This is a genomic window from Companilactobacillus sp. FL22-3 (assembly GCF_054881455.1).
In genome coordinates this window covers 61,417-79,135 of record NZ_JBTYYZ010000004.1, presented here as the reverse complement: position 1 = coordinate 79,135, position 17,719 = coordinate 61,417, and the positions used below count along the sequence as shown (strand labels likewise).

Annotated in this window: 17 protein-coding genes and 1 riboswitch; of the genes, 1 reads left to right on the top strand and 16 read right to left on the bottom strand. The window is 37.9% G+C overall.

Annotated elements, in window-relative coordinates:
* Positions 1-9 precede the first annotated feature (9 nt).
* Genes mraY through mraZ form a run of 5 tightly spaced genes read right to left on the bottom strand, consistent with a single transcriptional unit; the run spans position 10 to position 4,907 of the window.
* Complete coding sequence (mraY, locus tag ACYT32_RS04900; protein WP_395264923.1) at positions 10-975, bottom strand: phospho-N-acetylmuramoyl-pentapeptide-transferase; 966 nt, start codon at positions 973-975, stop codon at positions 10-12.
* A 14-nt stretch (positions 976-989) separates the two neighbouring features.
* Positions 990-3,158, bottom strand: a complete 2,169-nt coding sequence (locus ACYT32_RS04895; RefSeq protein WP_395264925.1) for a penicillin-binding transpeptidase domain-containing protein — start codon at positions 3,156-3,158, stop codon at positions 990-992.
* Positions 3,155-3,520 carry a cell division protein FtsL gene (ftsL, locus tag ACYT32_RS04890; RefSeq protein ID WP_395264927.1) on the bottom strand — a complete coding sequence of 122 codons (366 nt, stop codon included), beginning with the start codon at positions 3,518-3,520 and terminating at the stop codon, positions 3,155-3,157. Before ftsL ends, ACYT32_RS04895 begins: the two co-directional genes overlap by 4 nt.
* Before the next feature lie 15 nt (positions 3,521-3,535).
* A complete protein-coding gene (gene rsmH / locus ACYT32_RS04885) occupies positions 3,536-4,486 on the bottom strand; it encodes a 16S rRNA (cytosine(1402)-N(4))-methyltransferase RsmH (RefSeq protein ID WP_395264929.1) in 951 nt (316 codons plus the stop codon).
* Positions 4,476-4,907, bottom strand: a complete 432-nt coding sequence (gene mraZ / locus ACYT32_RS04880; protein WP_395265041.1) for a division/cell wall cluster transcriptional repressor MraZ — start codon at positions 4,905-4,907, stop codon at positions 4,476-4,478. Before mraZ ends, rsmH begins: the two co-directional genes overlap by 11 nt.
* A gap of 211 nt (positions 4,908-5,118) precedes the next feature.
* Between mraZ and ACYT32_RS04875 the strand changes: the two genes are divergently transcribed.
* Positions 5,119-5,247 carry a DUF4044 domain-containing protein gene (locus ACYT32_RS04875; RefSeq protein ID WP_461793367.1) on the top strand — a complete coding sequence of 43 codons (129 nt, stop codon included), beginning with the start codon at positions 5,119-5,121 and terminating at the stop codon, positions 5,245-5,247.
* Positions 5,248-5,374: 127 nt separating this feature from the next.
* Here ACYT32_RS04875 and thiT read toward each other — a convergent pair whose 3' ends face one another.
* The 11 genes from thiT to ACYT32_RS04820 form a co-directional block, all read right to left on the bottom strand.
* Positions 5,375-5,956 carry an energy-coupled thiamine transporter ThiT gene (thiT, locus tag ACYT32_RS04870; RefSeq protein WP_395264931.1) on the bottom strand — a complete coding sequence of 194 codons (582 nt, stop codon included), beginning with the start codon at positions 5,954-5,956 and terminating at the stop codon, positions 5,375-5,377.
* Positions 5,957-6,005: 49 nt separating this feature from the next.
* A riboswitch (TPP riboswitch) is annotated at positions 6,006-6,107 on the bottom strand.
* 32 nt (positions 6,108-6,139) lie between these two features.
* Positions 6,140-6,937: a septum site-determining protein MinD gene (gene minD / locus ACYT32_RS04865; RefSeq protein ID WP_395264933.1), complete on the bottom strand. Its 798-nt coding sequence runs from the start codon at positions 6,935-6,937 to the stop codon at positions 6,140-6,142.
* A gap of 2 nt (positions 6,938-6,939) precedes the next feature.
* Entirely contained in the window at positions 6,940-7,608 is a 669-nt protein-coding gene (locus tag ACYT32_RS04860; RefSeq protein ID WP_395264935.1) for a septum site-determining protein MinC, read from the bottom strand.
* A complete protein-coding gene (gene mreD / locus ACYT32_RS04855; protein WP_395264937.1) occupies positions 7,608-8,150 on the bottom strand; it encodes a rod shape-determining protein MreD in 543 nt (180 codons plus the stop codon). Before mreD ends, ACYT32_RS04860 begins: the two co-directional genes overlap by 1 nt.
* Positions 8,150-9,010 (bottom strand): rod shape-determining protein MreC, encoded by an 861-nt coding sequence (gene mreC, locus ACYT32_RS04850; RefSeq protein WP_395264939.1) that lies wholly within the window; start codon positions 9,008-9,010, stop codon positions 8,150-8,152. The genes mreD and mreC overlap by 1 nt, the downstream gene beginning before the upstream one ends.
* Positions 9,011-9,055: 45 nt before the next feature.
* A complete protein-coding gene (locus ACYT32_RS04845) occupies positions 9,056-10,057 on the bottom strand; it encodes a rod shape-determining protein (protein ID WP_395264941.1) in 1,002 nt (333 codons plus the stop codon).
* Between the two features lie 94 nt (positions 10,058-10,151).
* Positions 10,152-10,790 carry a RadC family protein gene (gene radC / locus ACYT32_RS04840; RefSeq protein WP_395264943.1) on the bottom strand — a complete coding sequence of 213 codons (639 nt, stop codon included), beginning with the start codon at positions 10,788-10,790 and terminating at the stop codon, positions 10,152-10,154.
* A 9-nt stretch (positions 10,791-10,799) separates the two neighbouring features.
* Positions 10,800-12,074 (bottom strand): bifunctional folylpolyglutamate synthase/dihydrofolate synthase, encoded by a 1,275-nt coding sequence (locus tag ACYT32_RS04835; RefSeq protein WP_395265043.1) that lies wholly within the window; start codon positions 12,072-12,074, stop codon positions 10,800-10,802.
* A gap of 62 nt (positions 12,075-12,136) precedes the next feature.
* A complete protein-coding gene (locus ACYT32_RS04830; protein WP_461793366.1) occupies positions 12,137-14,785 on the bottom strand; it encodes a valine--tRNA ligase in 2,649 nt (882 codons plus the stop codon).
* 506 nt (positions 14,786-15,291) lie between these two features.
* Complete coding sequence (gene thiI / locus ACYT32_RS04825) at positions 15,292-16,509, bottom strand: tRNA uracil 4-sulfurtransferase ThiI (protein ID WP_395264947.1); 1,218 nt, start codon at positions 16,507-16,509, stop codon at positions 15,292-15,294.
* Positions 16,510-16,518: 9 nt separating this feature from the next.
* Positions 16,519-17,664, bottom strand: a complete 1,146-nt coding sequence (locus ACYT32_RS04820) for a cysteine desulfurase family protein (protein WP_395264949.1) — start codon at positions 17,662-17,664, stop codon at positions 16,519-16,521.
* Between the last annotated feature and the right edge of the window lie 55 nt (positions 17,665-17,719).

Below are 17,719 nucleotides of genomic sequence, written 5' to 3'. Positions count from 1 at the left end.
AATTACTTCCTATGCGAATAAAATTAAATAAATTGCTGAACAGATAATTCCTACAGTCCAAAAGACGATGTCGATCTTCCATTCAGACCAGCCCATCATTTCAAAATGATGATGAATTGGTGTCATCTTGAAGATTCGACGGTGAAATACTTTGAAAGAAAAGACTTGCAACATAACACTCAAAGTTTCAACGACGTAAACTAGACCAATCAATAAAAGTGACCAGTAGTGTCCTAGTAAAATGGAAATTGCTGCTAAGCCAGCTCCTAAAGCTAATGATCCCACATCACCCATGAAAATCTTAGCTGGTTTGTGATTGTAAACAAGAAAAGCTAACAAAGCACCTACGACTGAGAAACAGACGATAGCAAGATCGAAACGGCTCTGATTTAAAGCCATAATCCCGTATGTTGCATAAGAAATTGCTCCGAGTCCGCCGAGCAGACCATCTAAGCCATCAGTCAAGTTGGTAGCATTTGAAAAGCCAACTAGCCAGAAGATAGTGAATAAAGCAAAGATAACTACTGAATCAATTGACACTAACCCAGGAATCGTAAAGTTCATTGGCAGTTGATCGTTGTTATAGACGTACAAGAAAATTATCCCAACGATAACTTGCAAGAGAGCTTTTTGATAAGCTCGTAATCCTAAATTACGTTTTTTGAAAACTTTAATGAAGTCATCGATAAATCCAATGCAACCGTATAAAACAATTACAAAGGTCGTAATTAACAATGAATGCGTCAACTGTCCTTGCCAAGCACCAACCCACAAGTTAGTGATCAAGACAGCGATTAAAACTAAAAGTCCTCCCATCGTTGGCGTACCGGACTTTTTTTCATGCCACTTTGGACCTTCCTCACGAATGGTCTGTCCCTCTTTGTGTCTAACTAAATAGATGATCAGAAACGGCATTAAAAAAGCAACGATTGCAAATGAGCTGACTATGTCGAAAATAATATGACTTAATTCCATGAAAATCCCCTTAATTATTTATTTTTCAATGTAACTATAATTTTACCACTCCCGTTTATGACATGACCAGACTTGATAGACTGTTTCACAACATATCCGTCACCTTTTGTCGTAACTTGCTTCCCAGTGATCTCAGCAAACTTCAAAACATCATTCTTCGACCAACCGGAGAGATCTGGCATGGTCATAGCCCCATTAGTCAAAAGAACGATTCTTTGACCAGGCATGACTTTTTCACCACTGGCAGGTAATTGTTGCACGATCTTATTACCAGTACCGATTATTCCGGACTGTAATTTCAAATCTTTAATTTGACTTAAAGTATCGTCAGTCGATTTATCTAAGAAACTTGGAATGCTGACATATTGATTGCCGACATCCGTCGTATTGCTGGCAGCATTTTCTTGACTGACTAATCGTGTAACTAATGGATTGAAAATCTCCGACAAAATCTTTTCTGGCGCTTCGGTCATCTTTTGTGGTTGTTTCATCGTTACATAAACAATGTACTTGGGATTATTGTATGGCACCATCCCAGCAACTGAAAAAATATAATTATTTGAACCAGTTAAATATCCACCTGATGGTGAGGCAATTTGAGCAGTACCGGTCTTGACACCAACTTTGACACCCGGAACATTGTAAACAATTCCGGTACCATAATTTTTAGTAACTACTTGTCGCATAGCTTTTTGAACTTGCTTAGCTGTGCTAGCTTTGATCGGTTGACCAACGACTTCACGTTTATACTTCTGAGTCGTTTTACCAGTGTTCGGATCAACTACCTTTTGAATGATCTGTGGTTTAATCATCTTGCCGCCGTTAGCAATCGCTGAAAAAGCCTGCAACATTTGAATACTGTTGACATTAACACTCTGTCCAAATGAGGTCATTGCTTGATCACTGACGTGACTATATGAAATACTGCCTGCCACTTCACCAGGTAATTCAATCCCCGTTTTCTGACCGATATGGAATCGTTTCATATACTCCATCCAAGTTTTCGCGCCCATCTCCTGTTCCAATTTGACCATTCCGACATTGGAAGAGCGGGTAAAGGCTTGTGACAAAGGAATATATCCCCAACCGGCTGTATTCCAATCACCAATCGTACGGCCGCCAACCTCGACAGTTCCTGATTTATACAATTGATTAGGATTGTAATTGCCGGAATCAATTGAGGCAGAAAGAGTCAATATCTTCATGACTGAACCAGGTTCGAATTGATCTTCAACCAAAGTATCCCGCCAACTGTCAGTCAAGCCCTTACCGGTCGTTGGATTAAACGTTGGACGCTGTGTAGCAGCCTTGATTTCTCCAGTTTTGGCATTCATTACTAAAATCTGTAGATCTTTAGGAGCGTATTTTTCATCAATCGTTTGGGCCAAGATCTCAGTATATTGCTGCAAACGACTGTCCAAAGTTAAATAAACATCGGAACCATCAGACGAATTTTTCTCGATCACTTGTGAATTTGGCAATTCATTACCGCTATTATCAACTTTAGTAATCTTTTTACCATTGACTCCCGTTAGTAATTTATTGAAATACTTTTCAATACCCATCACGCCATTAAGATTGCTCTGATCTTTATTTGTCGCATCCGATTTAGTGATTCCAACTAAATTAGTTGCAAAAACTCCATTAGGATATGCCCGTGAAGGAAACTCTTCAAAATGGATTCCCGGTATTTTTTTTGCGGCAATTTTTTTCTTGATCTCGATTGACAAACCTCGACCGGATTGTCCAAATTCAACTTGATATTGTTTCTTATTCTGTGGTGTCAAATATTTGATGATTTGTTTCTTCGAAAGCGGTAAATATTTGCTCAATTCTTGAGCAGTTTTTTCTTTGTCAGAAACATAGTCTTTTTTGCCATCTATAGTTTTTGACTTGTGGGAAAGGATTGCATAAATATTATAAATTGTTGAATCACCAGCGATTAAATCGCCATTCGTATCTAAAATCTCACCACGTTTGGCATTGACATTATTAACTTGCTCGTATTTTAATTTAGTCTTTTCTACCAAATTTACCCCATCGTATTGCTTACTCGTTGAGATATAAGCAAATCTTTGGAGAAAAAGGATAAAAGAAAAGGCAGTCGCAATCAAAATAAATATCCCAACAACATAATGATTGCGTCTAGCCTTATTTTTAAATAATTTCCTGAACTTACTCATTTTGAAATATTCCTTACATTGTTGTCATCCATTTTCAAATTATGTTCTTTAGCAAAAGAAGATAAACGATCAAAACTTGTTAATCCGGAAATTTCTTGTCTTAAATTAACATTGCTTGTATTTGTTTTTGAAATTTGTGTCGTTAGACTATCCAACGTATTTTGAGAAGAAGTCATTGAGACTTTGATACTCACTAGAGTGACCATCAAAGCCAGAGCTACTAACCCAATACCAACTAATGAAAAGGCCTCAAATTTTGACAAGGCAACACTACTAGTCCTTGGACTCGCCTGAACTTTAGGCTCTGCTTGGACCTCTGTTTGATATTCTTGTAAATTTCTTGCTGTACTTTCTTCTCTCATATTCTTAATTCTCCATTATATCTTCTCAACCACACGCAATTTGGCACTGTGTGCCCGATTATTTTCAGAAAGTTCTTCTTCATTCGGTAATATTGGTTTACGAGTTATCTGTTTCAATGCCGGCTTCAAATCATCCGGTATCACAGGTAAGCCTCTTGGTATATCGACATGGGAATTGTCTTTAAAAATATGTTTAACGATACGATCTTCTTTGGATTGAAAAGTTATAACGCTGATGCGGCCTTTTGGTGCCAACAAATCAATTGCCTGTTGTAGAGATCTTTCTAAAGATCCTAATTCATCATTAACAGCAATTCGAATTGCTTGGAAAACCCGTTTTGCTGGGTGCCCACCAGTTCTTCTAGCTGCTGCGGGAATGGCATTTTTAATAATGTCAGCTAACTCTAAGGTTGAAGTAATACGATGATCTTCTCGAGTTCTCTCGATGGCCCGAGCAATTTGTTTAGCAAATTTTTCATCACTATATTTATAGAAAATACTTACTAACTCATTGTAAGACCAGTCATTGACAATTTTCTCAGCATCGAGATCTTGTCGCTGGTCCATCCTCATATCAAGTCTAGCTTCTTTTTTATAACTAAAACCACGCACGGCATCATCAAATTGAGGTGAAGAAACTCCCAAATCATAGACGATACCATCGACCTTCTCTATCCCTAGTTCGTTCAATCGTTCTTGCATATTTTCAAAATTATCGCGTATTAAAGTTAACGAATTATCGCCAATAATTTTGATATCATTTTGAATACTTTCACCGACTTCAATAGCAGCTTCATCACGATCAAAAACATAAAGATGACTATTATGCACCCGACTCAATAACTCTTTAGTGTGTCCACCACGCCCAAAAGTTGCGTCGACATAAATGCCATTATCATGAGGATTGACCTCATCAATTGTTTCTTTTAAAAGTACTGTCTTATGTTTATATTCGTTAGAAGTCAAAGTCCGTCATTTTCTCCGATATTTCTTCAAAATTATCTTCAGCCTCTTGGCTAAATTTATTCCAACGTTCTTCATCCCAAATTTCAATTCGGTCTGAAACGCCGACGATCACACAGTTCTTCTCTAAATTGGCAAATTTTTCAAGCGAAGTTGAAATATTAATACGGCCTTGCTTGTCAAACTCCACTTCTGCCGCAGCAGAATAGAAGAAACGTGTAAATGCTCTCGCATCTTTCTTTGTTAAAGGTAGCTTATCCAATTGAGCTTCGAGTTTGTTCCACTCTTCAACCGGATACCCAAATAGGCAGCCATCCATACCACGAGTTATTATGAAACTTTCACCTAACAATTTTCTGAACTTGGCTGGGACAATTATTCGCCCTTTTGTGTCAAGTGTGTGATGAAATTCACCCATGAACATGGACAGCTCACCTCGATTCTTTAACACTCCTAATTTACCACAATTACCCACTTTTAACCACACGATATTTGATAATCGTATCGATAATCTTGAAACCGTTATTAATTATACCTTTCTAGGGGTGGGGGTATTTTCCATATTTGGAAATACTCGCTTACAAATATTGCATATTTTGGCTTTGTGAAGTAACATTTCACTATAGATTAATTGGGTGGTGGAATCATTGGACGATAAAAAACCTAAAAGCACTTTGACTAAAATTACACAAGTAGTCGTATGGTTAATGATCATTGTTACCTTGGGCGGTATAATTTTAGGATCTGTGATGAGTTTTATTTAAAAAACACAAAAAGATAAAAAAGAGTTGATAGGCACTTTGCCATCAACTCTATTTTTGTGTTCCCTCAATTAAAAACAGCTAGACCGAGTTCGGCCTAGCTGAAAGATTCATAACTTCTGTTTAAAAATTAATTTTCAATAGCAATCAAGCGTTTGAAGACAGGGTTCAAAGCAACTACTAGCACTGTCATCATAATAACGTTCGCGATAAAACTGCCACCGTTGATGACTAGAGAATAGATCCAAGGGTTCATTCCTTTAGGAGCATAAGAGCCCCAATAAATACCACCGGCTAAGAAATGGAAGAAATATTTAGCAAAGAAACCAATTGCAGAATAAAGTAAGATCCAACCGATTGCAGAATGACCATTAGCAATTGAACTTTTAACTTGTTTACTACCCATTCCAATCAAACCAACGACACAAAAGGCGATTGGATATTCGACAATTCCTTGAAAGAGATTCAAGAAGCCACCGTTATTTAAACCAAACAATAATAGATCTAACAATCCCCAAACAAGTCCAGCCATTAATCCAGCTTTTAGGCCACGGCGCAGAGCATAAATTGCCATTGGTATCAAACCGTACATGAACTCGATCGCAGAAACTCCGGTCGTATGTGGTACGAATGATAAAGCCAAAGCCAAGGCCACGATTAGGGCCCCTTCAGTAATTACGATCAACTCGCTATTTTTACCGACATTAGTCATAAAAAAAACTCCCTTCTGATTTTTCGCCATCACAAGAGAGTTCGAGCATTTTGCTTGAACAACACTATCCCTACGCATGAATTAACATAACAGGTTTAAAGGGTCAGAACTAAACGTTCACTCTCAGCCGAAGGCTCCCCCTGTGTTGACTTATTCAATTACGGAAAAAGTGTACCATAACGGTCATTTTCTTCCAAATAATCTGCTCCAAAATCCAACTTTTTTTGTCTGTCCCGACAAATCTAAAGGAATATTTTCACCTAACATCCGTCGGGCAATATTTTGATAACTGTGACCGGCATCGCTATCGTCATCGAAAACAACTGTTCTTCCTGAATTCGAAGCGGAAATAACCTTGTCTTCATCAATAACAACACCTAATAGGGGAATTCCCAAATGGTTGACAATATCGTCAATCTTCATCGAAGTACCCTCATTGATCATATTCTTACGAATTCGGTTAATAATCAAATGAGGTGTGATTACCATGTTCATGTTTTCCAAAATTCCCACAACTCGATCAGCATCACTGACTGAGGCAACCTCAGGATTAGTAACAACTAATGCGCCATCAGCAATTGAGACGGCATTTTGAAAGCCGTACTCAATACCAGCCGGGCAATCAATCATCACAAAATCGAAACGTTGCTTTAATTCATTAACAATACTTGCAACTGATTCTTTGTCCAAGACGTATTTGTCTGCAAATTGTGAAGCTGCTAATAAGTACAAATTATCTTCAAAACGGGGATCACGCACCAAGGCTTGTGAAACAACGACTCGATGTTGCGCTACATCCACGATATCGTAAACGATCCGGTTAGTTAGCCCCATTACCGCATCAAGGTTTCTCAAACCAATGTCCAAATCGACCATACAGACCTTTTTACCAAGGCTGGCTAAGAAGGTACTAACATTTGCAGTAGTAGTTGTTTTACCAACCCCACCTTTTCCAGAAGTTACAACTATCGATATCCCCATTGCTAATCTGTCCTTTTTCTAAAATCATTTATTCTATCTTTATAATTACTCAAATCTTCTACGCTGATCGAATGCAAATCGTCTATAAAAGCAAACTTACCTGCTTGAAAATCATCTTGGTTTTCATCCGTCACAATCTCAATTACATCAGCAATTCGCAATTGATCGACATTCTTGAGATTTCCAAAAATGGCAGCATTTGGGTTGTCAGGATAACCGGCTTGGACGATACCATTGACCTCACCCAAAATGTAAATTGACCCACTAGTACAGATCTGTGCATCGCGATGTAACGAGCCTAGAAAAATCAAATCGCCATCATAAGTCAATTTCTGTCCACTGCGAACGATTCCTGATTCGATATTGATCTTATTGTCATCAAGAATCTTTTCAACTTTGGACTTATCTTCAACATCCGCTTGAATATCTTTTAGTTCAAAATTTGGATAACTTTCAAAGAACTCTTTGATGCCATCCTTTTGCTTGTCGGTCAAAAGTCTTCGTCCAGTTTTTACGGTGAAATAAATGACGTCATCATTTTGAGGGTTCGACTCTACGTTTTGTTGCACGATCAATTCTTTAAACTTTCTAAATGCATTAACGTAATTAGCTCTGTCATCGATAAAAACCGAAAATCCGTTCTTATCGCCCTTCAAAATGATATCTTTCATTATTTACTATCCCTCCGATATTTCACCAGCCACTCAGTCAACCTGTTCAAAGGAATGTAAATGATAAAAAATACCACAATATTCCAAAGCAATGTTGGTCCTAAAGTATACGTGATGAAATCAAACACACTTGCATCTGTCTGTTGCACAAGTTTCTCTAACAAATAAATACCAGATTGTAAAAATGTCAATGATAAAAAGTAAATTGACAATTCATATCCAATATTATTTTTCACTAATAAAAATTTAAAGTAGTCAATTCCCACCATCATTAATGGCAAGAGAATGGTATATAGACCGATGATTCCGTAATAGTAAGAATCATAGATCAAGCCAAAAATAACTCCGTAAAGAATCAACTGCCGACGGTCATCGATCCGCATAGTCAACATGACGATCATCATCACCATGATTTGCGGTAAAACATTCATCGTTCCGTGATTCATATTATTCAAAAAGGCCCATTTCATTAAACCGTCCAGGTAAAATGCAAGAAAAATGAATAATACTTGAAAAGTTATCTTACGCGCTTTGATATTCATTATTGTCCACCGGTAACTGATGACTTGATAACAGTTACAACTGTAAAGTTACGTAATTCAGCAGCGGGAGTGATATAAACTGAATTAGTCATCCCATAATTATCTTTCTTAATTCCGTAAACTTTACCGATATATAGTCCTCTTGGTGTCAAACCACCTAAACCGGATGTAATTACATTTTGGCCTTTTTTGATATCCTTAGTAGAATTGACATTTTCCATAACTAGATCACCAGTTGCACTGTCATAGCGGCTGACAACTCCAGTAATATTCTTGGTTTCACCTTGAATCTCAGCGGCAAACTTATCATTCAATTCATTGTCAGTTGAAATCAATTCAACCTTTGAACTCAATTTATCAACTTCAACAATTCGACCGATCAAACCTTTGCCTGACATTACAGGCATATTCTTCTTAATGCCACTGGCTTGACCACGGTTAATTGTCAAATAACTTTGCCAACTGCTTGGTGAACGAGACAAAACTGAAGCATTGATCGTTGAATAATCAGTTAAAGTTCCATCAAGTTTCAACTCTTGCTTTAACTTTTTATTCTCATCTTGAACCACTTTTAACTTAGCTTGATTTTGTGCTAACTCACCAATTCTAGCTTTGAGACGTTTATTTTCAGAATAGGTATTGTATAAATCAGAAAACTCTGAGGTAGCATTTTTGACAGCGTTCGTAGGATAAGCAAAGACTCCTCCAACGACACTGACGACATCATTACCGACTTGCTGAACTAGTGGCGGCGTATTCTTCTTATCACGAATATTAACTGAGACCGCTAATAGTCCAAAAGTTACGATAATAAGTATCATTAAAATAATTAATTTTTTATTTGAAAAAAACTTTTGCATTGCTTCCTCCTAGTAGATCAAATAAAAAAAACGGGATTAACCCGCTTATTTTTGGCGACGCATTACATCGATATTCTTAAGTGATTCACCAGTACCGATAGCCACACAATCTAGTGGGTCTTGAGCAATGAACACTGGAACTCCCGTTGCTTCAGATATAACTTCTGGTAAATGATGTAATAAGGCACCACCACCAGTTAGGACGATTCCGTGATCGATAACATCGGCGGCAATTTCAGGAGAGGTTTCCTCAAGGGTTTCTTTGATTGTTTCAATAATTTCTTCGACATTTTCGTGGATGGCTGTAGCAATATCTTCACCAGTCAATTGAATTGTCTTTGGAAGACCAGTTACTAAGTCACGACCACGAATTTGCATTGATTCAATTTCTTTAGCCTTTTCGATTGAGGCAGAACCAATTTGAATCTTAACATCTTCGGCAGTTCTCTCACCAATCTGTAGATTGAAGTTTGACTTGATATAAGCTGAAATTGATTCATCAAACTTATCACCAGCTACACGGATTGAACGAGATGAAACGATACCACCTAATGAAATAGTAGCAACATCAGTCGTACCACCACCAATATCAACTACCATGTTACCAGTTGGATCCATAACAGGAAGTCCGGCTCCAATGGCTGCAGCAAATGGTTCTTCTATTACATAAGCTTCACGAGCACCAGCATGTTGAGTTGCTTCGATAACAGCACGCTTTTCAACCTCTGTGACTCCACTTGGTACACAAACCATAACTGATGGTTTAGTGTTATTAGCCGTCTTTTCGATGAAATACTTCATCATAGCGGCAGTCGTATCATAATCAGCAATCACACCATCACGCATTGGACGAATAGCAGAAATACTTCCCGGTGTACGACCTATCATTTCTCGTGCATCAGAACCGACGGCAACGATTTCTCCTGTGTTGTTGTTCTTTGCGACAACTGAAGGTTCATTTAAAACTATACCTTTTCCTTCAGCATAAACTAGAGTATTTGCCGTTCCCAAGTCTATACCGAGCTTCTTTGATCCAATACCAAACAATTTATTTTCTCTCCTTTAAAGTACACACCACATTTTACGCTAATCAAAATTATATCATAGAAATGAATGATTGAAAGTATCACGAAATCATATCCTAAATTAAATTTAAACTCTTGAGACTTGAGTAGGTCTTCGAGGTAATAATTAAATGATCGATCAAGTTTATTCCTATTATTTGACAGCTTTTTTTCAACCTCAGACTAAATTCCTGATCATGTCGTGAAAAAGCTAGCGATCCATTCGGATGATTGTGAGCAACAATAATTTGAGTTGCTGACAATTTTACCGCCTCCCGCAAAATATCACGAGGATGAACCGTCGCTTGATCAACTGTCCCAATAAAAATAGTTTTCTCATCAATAACATGATAACTATTATTTAAATAGATCGTGATTAGCTGTTCTTGTGGAATGTTTCCAATTTTATTTATTAAATGTTGCCCAACATCATCGACCGAACTGATTCTTTCTGATAAGACATCTGCTTGTATTCTTCTAGTACCAAGCTCTAACGCTGCCATAATCTTACAGGCTTGAGCCACTCCGATACCGTCAAAAGATAGCAAGTCATCTAAACTCAGATTTAAATTTCTGGAATTATCAATGATTTCTTTTGATAGCTCCACAACCGAATTCTTTTTTGTTCCGTTGCCGATAATCACGGCGAGCAATTCTTCATTTTTTAAATTACTAACACCATAAGCTAGAATTTTTTCTCTTAAATTTATCATCATACTTTAAAATTACGAAAAAAAGTTTTCTAAGTCAGAAACTAAATAGAAAGATCCCGTAACTAATAACATTTGATTAGTTTCCAACGATTGAACTATTTTCTGTAATTCTTGACGATAATTTTCAACAAATGAAACATTGGTATAACTGTTTAGATTATAGTCACTAGCCGTTGCTGAACGCGCCATATCAAGCTTAGTGATATAAACGTGTGCCACTTTGGGGGCCAATTCTTCCAATATTTCATGGCGATCTTTATCTTTCATTCCAGCATACAAAACAATTATATCCTTATTTTCATGATTTATGGTCAAAGAATTAATTAAATTGTAAATTGCTGAAATATTATGTGCACCATCTAACAAAATCAATGGTTGTCGATGGACAACTTGGGCTCGACCTGGTAAATGATGACTGTCTAAATTGGCAATCACTAATTCCTTATTAACCGAGGCCAAGTGTTGCTTTTGATAGACCAAAAATGCCTTGATAGCGATGGCAGCATTCATCGCTGTAGTTCTTTCAAAACCGGCACAATGAATACCATCAATTGCTACTGTATCATCATAATACGAAAATGAAATATCAAAATCAGTATTTTTATAATTTTTTATACTAAATTCGTGCTCAAATTCAAAAAAAACACTTTTTTGCTTGATAGCAGCATTCTCGACGATTCCTTGAACTGAATCTTGCAAAAAGCCGGTCACTACTGGTCTTTCTGGTTTAATAATCCCAGCTTTTTCTAGCGCAATGTCTTGAATGGTGGGCCCGATTAATTGCTCATGATCCAAATCTATCGAAGTGATGATCGAAAGCTCTGGGGTAATGACGTTCGTCTTATCATGTCTTGCTCCGATACCAGCCTCGATGACAGCAACATCGACACGCCCACGAAAATAAAAATAACCCAAAACGGTCACAAATTCAAATTCTGCTAACGAAATATCACCAATTTTATCTTTCAAATAATTGACCAGCTTCAGCAATTCATCATCGGCAATATACTGATGGTTTATTTGAATCCGTTCATTGAATTTTTTTATGAAAGGCGAAGTGAACATCCCTACTCGTTTACCCGTACTTTCAAGCAGATTAGCTAAAAAGTTAGTCGTGGTCCCCTTGCCATTCGTTCCCGTAATATGAATCGTCTCATAGGCGTCTTGAGGATTGTCTAACCGCTTTAAAGCTTGCTTAATGTTGTCCAGATTGTTGGTACGATGAAATTTTGGTAATGAATGAATATAATCGACTGCTGCTTGATAGCTTTCTAACAATTTACTCACTCCAATTTTTTCAAACAAAAAGAGGTGGACAGATGCCAACCCCCTTTTGTCATTGAATTATCCTATTGATTATCTTTTAATTGTTGAATTCTTTGTTGAACTTTTGCTTGACGAGCTTGATAATCGGCCAATTTTTCTTTTTGTTCATTAACAACTTTTTCAGGTGCCTTTGAAACAAAGTTTTGATTGGATAGCTTCTTATCAAGACGAGTAATTTCTTGATCCAGTTTCTTCATTTCCTCATTTTGACGAGCAATCTCTTCATCAAGGTCAATTAGCTCGGCCAATGGCATGTATAATTCTGCACTAGTTGTAACAGCAGTCATTGCCAAAGCTGGAGCTTTCAAGTCAGTTGCGACTTGTAGTTCTTTTGGATGCATGAAGCGGTCAATATACTCTTTATTATTGAGAATAACAGCTTTAACTTGTTCATCTTGCGGTTTGATCAAAACGTCGACTGCTTTAGACATTGGGGCATTAGCTTCCAAACGGATCTTACGTGATGCTTTGATCAAATCGATCAAGACATCCATCTGTGTCATGGCCTCAGTATTATCTAAATCAGCGTGGTATTCTGGATACTTAGCTTGCATGATTGTCTTACCGTTATGTGGCATTGTCAACCAAATCTTTTCAGTTACGAAAGGCATGATTGGGTGCATTAGGCGTAGAGTTTGATCAAGAACATAAGTTAAGATCATCTTCTTTTGCTTCTTAGCAGCTTCATCGTCACCGGTTAACGTAGCTTTACTCATTTCAATGTACCAGTCACAGAAATCGTTCCAGATGAAGTTGTAGAGATTACGACCAACTTCCCCAAATTCAAAGTTATCCATGAGACGGTTAACTTCTTTAACGGTCGTATTCAACTTCATTAAGATCCACTTATCTGACAAGTCATAATCAGTTACTTTGGAAAGATCATCCATTGCTGGAGTGTCATCATCAAGATTCATAATTACGTATCTTGAAGCATTCCAAATCTTATTGATGAAGTTCCAAGCTGAATCCATCTTGTCATAACTGAAACGGGTATCTTGACCTGGAGTTGAACCATTCATTAAGAACCAACGTAAAGCGTCAGCACCATATTTTTGGATCACATCCATTGGATCGATACCATTACCAAGAGATTTACTCATCTTTCGACCTTGTTCGTCACGTATCAAACCATGAATAACTACGTGGTCAAATGGTTTCTTACCTGTAAATTTCAAACTTTGGAAGATCATTCGTGAAACCCAGAAGAAGATAATGTCATAGCCAGTTACTAAAGTATTCGTTGGGAAATAACGTTTGTAGTCTTCTGAGTCTTCATCAGGCCAACCCATTGTTGAAAATGGCCATAAGGCACTTGAGAACCATGTATCCAAAACATCAGACTCTTGTTCCCAATTTTCAATGTCCTTAGGAGCCTCTTCACCGACAAAAGTTTCACCAGTTTGCTTGTTATACCAAGCAGGAATTTGATGTCCCCACCAGAGCTGACGGGAAATAACCCAATCATGAACATTGTCCATCCACTGAGTAAAGGTATCTTCAAAACGGTCAGGGACAAAGTCAACTTTATTGTCAGTCTGTTGATTCTTCAATGCCATTTCAGCTAGTGGTTTCATCTTTACAAACCATTGTGTCGAAAGTCTTGGTTCAACTTGCACACCTGAACGTTCTGAATGTCCAACACTGTGAACATAAGGTTCAATTCTGATCATATCGCCGTTATCTTCAAGGTCTTTAACGATAGCTTTTCTAGCTTCAAAACGATCCATGCCGTTATACTTGCCAGCATTTTCATTCATTGTACCGTCAGGATTCATCGTGTTAATTCGTTTAAGATCATGACGATTACCAACTGCGAAATCGTTAGGATCATGAGCTGGAGTGATTTTAACCATACCAGTTCCGAATGACTTATCAACGTAGTGATCGGTGATAATAGGAATCTTGCGCTCAACTAATGGTACGATAACTTCTTTACCAACAATATCTTTGTAGCGTTCATCATCAGGAGCAACGGCTACCGCAACATCTCCGAACATTGTCTCGGGACGAGTGGTTGCAATTTCGATGAAACCAGACCCGTCAGCGAAAGGATACTTAACGTGATAAAAGGCACCTTGGTCATCCTTGTGGATAACTTCAATATCTGACAAGGCGGTTTGTAGTTGTGGATCCCAGTTGATGATGTATTCGCCACGATAGATCAAACCTTCGTTGTATAGCTTAACAAAGACTTTGCGAACGGCTTTTGATAATCCTTCGTCTAATGTAAAACGTTCTCTTGAATAATCGAGCGAAAGGCCTAACTTACCCCATTGTGATTTGATGATTGAGGCAAATTCATCTTTCCATTTCCAGACTTCATCAACGAACTTTTCACGTCCTAAATCGTAACGAGAAACACCTTGTTCGCGCAATTTAGCTTCAACCTTTGCTTGCGTAGCAATACCGGCGTGATCCATACCAGGTAAGTAAAGCGTGTCAAAACCTTGCATTCGTTTATAACGAATCAAAGTATCTTGAATGGTTGTATCCCAAGCGTGGCCCAAGTGTAATTTACCAGTGACATTTGGTGGTGGGATAACGATTGAATAAGGTTTAGCTTTCTTGTCGCCAGAAGGTTTGAAGTCATCATCATCAAGCCATGTTTGATAACGTCCTGCTTCGACTTCTTGCGGATTGTATTTCGTATCCATGTCGATTTCTCTCATAATTTGGTTCTCCTTTATTATTTTTTTATTATTGCTTAATTACAAAACATTGGTGATAAAACTAATTAAAAATCGGAATATTGTCCGAATCTATTACAGTCTCTAAGTAGCTTTGCCACTAAAAAATCGGAATACGGTCGCACGAGGCGACCCCATAACAGTCTCTAAGTGGCACAGCCACTAAAAATCGGAATACGGTCGCCAAGGCGACCCCATAACAGTCTCTAAGTGGCTTTGCCACTAAGAGACTGTAAAAAAAAGAGCCCTCATCCAACAATAGGACGAAGACTCGCGGTACCACCTAAATTAAGAGTCAATATGACTCTTCACTCAACAACAGTTAACGATGGCCCGATCAATAATTTTGATAGCTCACAGGTAACAGTTAAGTAACTTGATTCGGCAATTCTCAACAACATGCCTTCTCTGAAATCTAACTACATAACACTCCTGATCAAAGCTGATATTTTGATAATAAAGCATAAAATGAAAAACGTCAATTATTATTACAATAAACTATTGATGTTTTCTTGGTCATTTTCCATGAACTTGTCGCCATGTTCGATGGTTGTGATCTTAATTCCATCTAGAGCTCTTTGAATCAAGCCTTCAATATCGAGTGAACTTTCAAATTTTCTAGTCTTTTCGATATTAGGGCGTGTCTTTGGTGATGGTGGTGCAAAGACGGTACAGCAATCTTCGAATGGTTGAATGGATAAATTGAAGGTGTCGATTTTTTCGGCTAATCTAATAATTTCTGTCTTATCCATGGTTGCTACTGGTCTCAAAATTGGGGTCGTGGTTACGTCATTAATGGCAGCCATGCTTTCCAAGGTTTGTGATGCTACTTGACCAACGGCTTCTCCGTTAAAGATTGCTAATCCATGACGTTTTTCTCGGATCATGTCAGTTAGCCTTAACATAAAGCGACGTTGGATCGTCATCAAATAGCCTTCTGGTACGTTGGCTTTGATGGTTTCTTGTATTTCAGCGAATGGCACTTCGATAAAATTGATATTGCCCCCGAAGGCAGTCAATTTTGAAGTCAATTCTTTGGCTTTATTCAAGGCTTGTTCTGAAGTATATGGTGGACTGAAGAAGTGAACCATTTCAATATCAACGCCTCGTTTCATAGCCAAATATCCAGCTACTGGGGAATCAATTCCTCCTGATAGCATCAACATTGCTTTACCAGCTGTACCAACGGGTAGTCCTCCAGCACCTTTGACAGTTAGGTAGGATAGATAAATTCCATCTTGTCTTACTTCCACTGAAATCTTGATGTCTGGCTTTTTCATCTCAACATCGATTCCTGGAAAGGCATCACAGATGGCATCCCCTAATTGTAAGTTGATTTGATTAGTATCGAGTGGATAATTGTGGTCTGAACGTTTCGTACCCACTTTGAAACTCATTCCTGGCTGATAAGCCTCATGCATCATTTCCACGGCTTTTTTCTTCACATCTTCAAAGTCTCTGGAAACTTTGACACTCAAAGAAAAAGTTTGAATACCAAAGACGTTTTGAAGCTTTTCCATAACTGGCTTGGCATCGGTACCGTTTAATTTAATATGTAACCGATCACGATGTGGTTGCATTCTTAGTTCGGGAAAGTCTTTCAAAACCTTAGCGACATTTCCGTGCAAACGGTCAATAAAACTCTTACGGTTCTTTCCCTTAGTTGATAGTTCGCCGTAACGAACCATAATTTCTGTATATTCCATCTAAATCTCCTAATTCAAAATTTGGAAATGATCATGAATCTCATCCAAATTCTTGATAAATTCATCCATTTCTTTTTCAGTATTGCTTTCATCTAAACTGACCCGAACAGCACTGGTAGCGACATTTTCTTGAATATTCATCGCTTTTAATGTTCCTGACTCAAGTCCCTTTTTGGAAGAACAAGCACTGGTAGTCGAAATATAAATATCTCGGTCTTCAAAGGTGTGCACGATTGTTTCTCCACGTACACCATCGATTGTGAAACAAATAATATGAGGTGCAAAGTTAGTCGCGATTTGTGAAAAGACATGGACATTTTCCATTCCTGATAAATGGTTGATCAGCTTTTCTTTCAATTGTTCCATCTTAGTCGCTTTTTGCGCTTCATTTTCTTTCAATAAACGAATTGCTTTAGCCATTCCGGCAATAGCAGGTGTGTTTTCAGTACCACTTCTAAGGTTGGATTCTTGACCACCACCAGCCATTAAAGGCTCCAGCTGTTTGCCTTCTTTCATATAAATAAAACCAATCCCACGTGGGGCATGGAACTTATGACCGGAGAATGTATAAAAATCAACTCGTGGATCAATAAATTGTGATTGTAAATTCTTACCGATAGCTTGAACGGCATCCACGTGATAACTGATACTTGGATAGTCTTTTAACACGGCTGCCACTTCATGAATCGGTTGAACGGCCCCAATCTCATTGTTAACTGCCATCGTAGATACCAAGATCGTGTCATCTCTAATTGCATCTTTAACATCTTTAGCACTGATATGGCCAGTCTTATCAACTGGTAAATAAGTTACTTCAAAGCCTAATTCTTCCAATTGATGCATCGTATTCAAAACTGACGGATGTTCAATCGATGTGGTAATAATATGTTTGCCAAATTCACGCTTCTTAAAAGCCGTGCCTTTGATGATCCAATTATTGCCCTCTGTTCCCCCACTAGTGAAAACGACCTCATCAGCTTTGAAACCCATCAAACTAGCAATTTGCTTGCGCGATGTCTCCAAGAGCTCATATGCTTTCAATCCTAGTTTGTGCAAACTGGAAGGATTACCGAAGTATTCTTGACTAGCAGCGTTATATGTTTGTAGAACTGAATCATTTACTTTTGTTGTAGCACTATTATCAAAATATATCATTTTTGCCTCACCCAAAACAAAAAGGCCTTAACGGCCTAAATTTTTATCTATTATA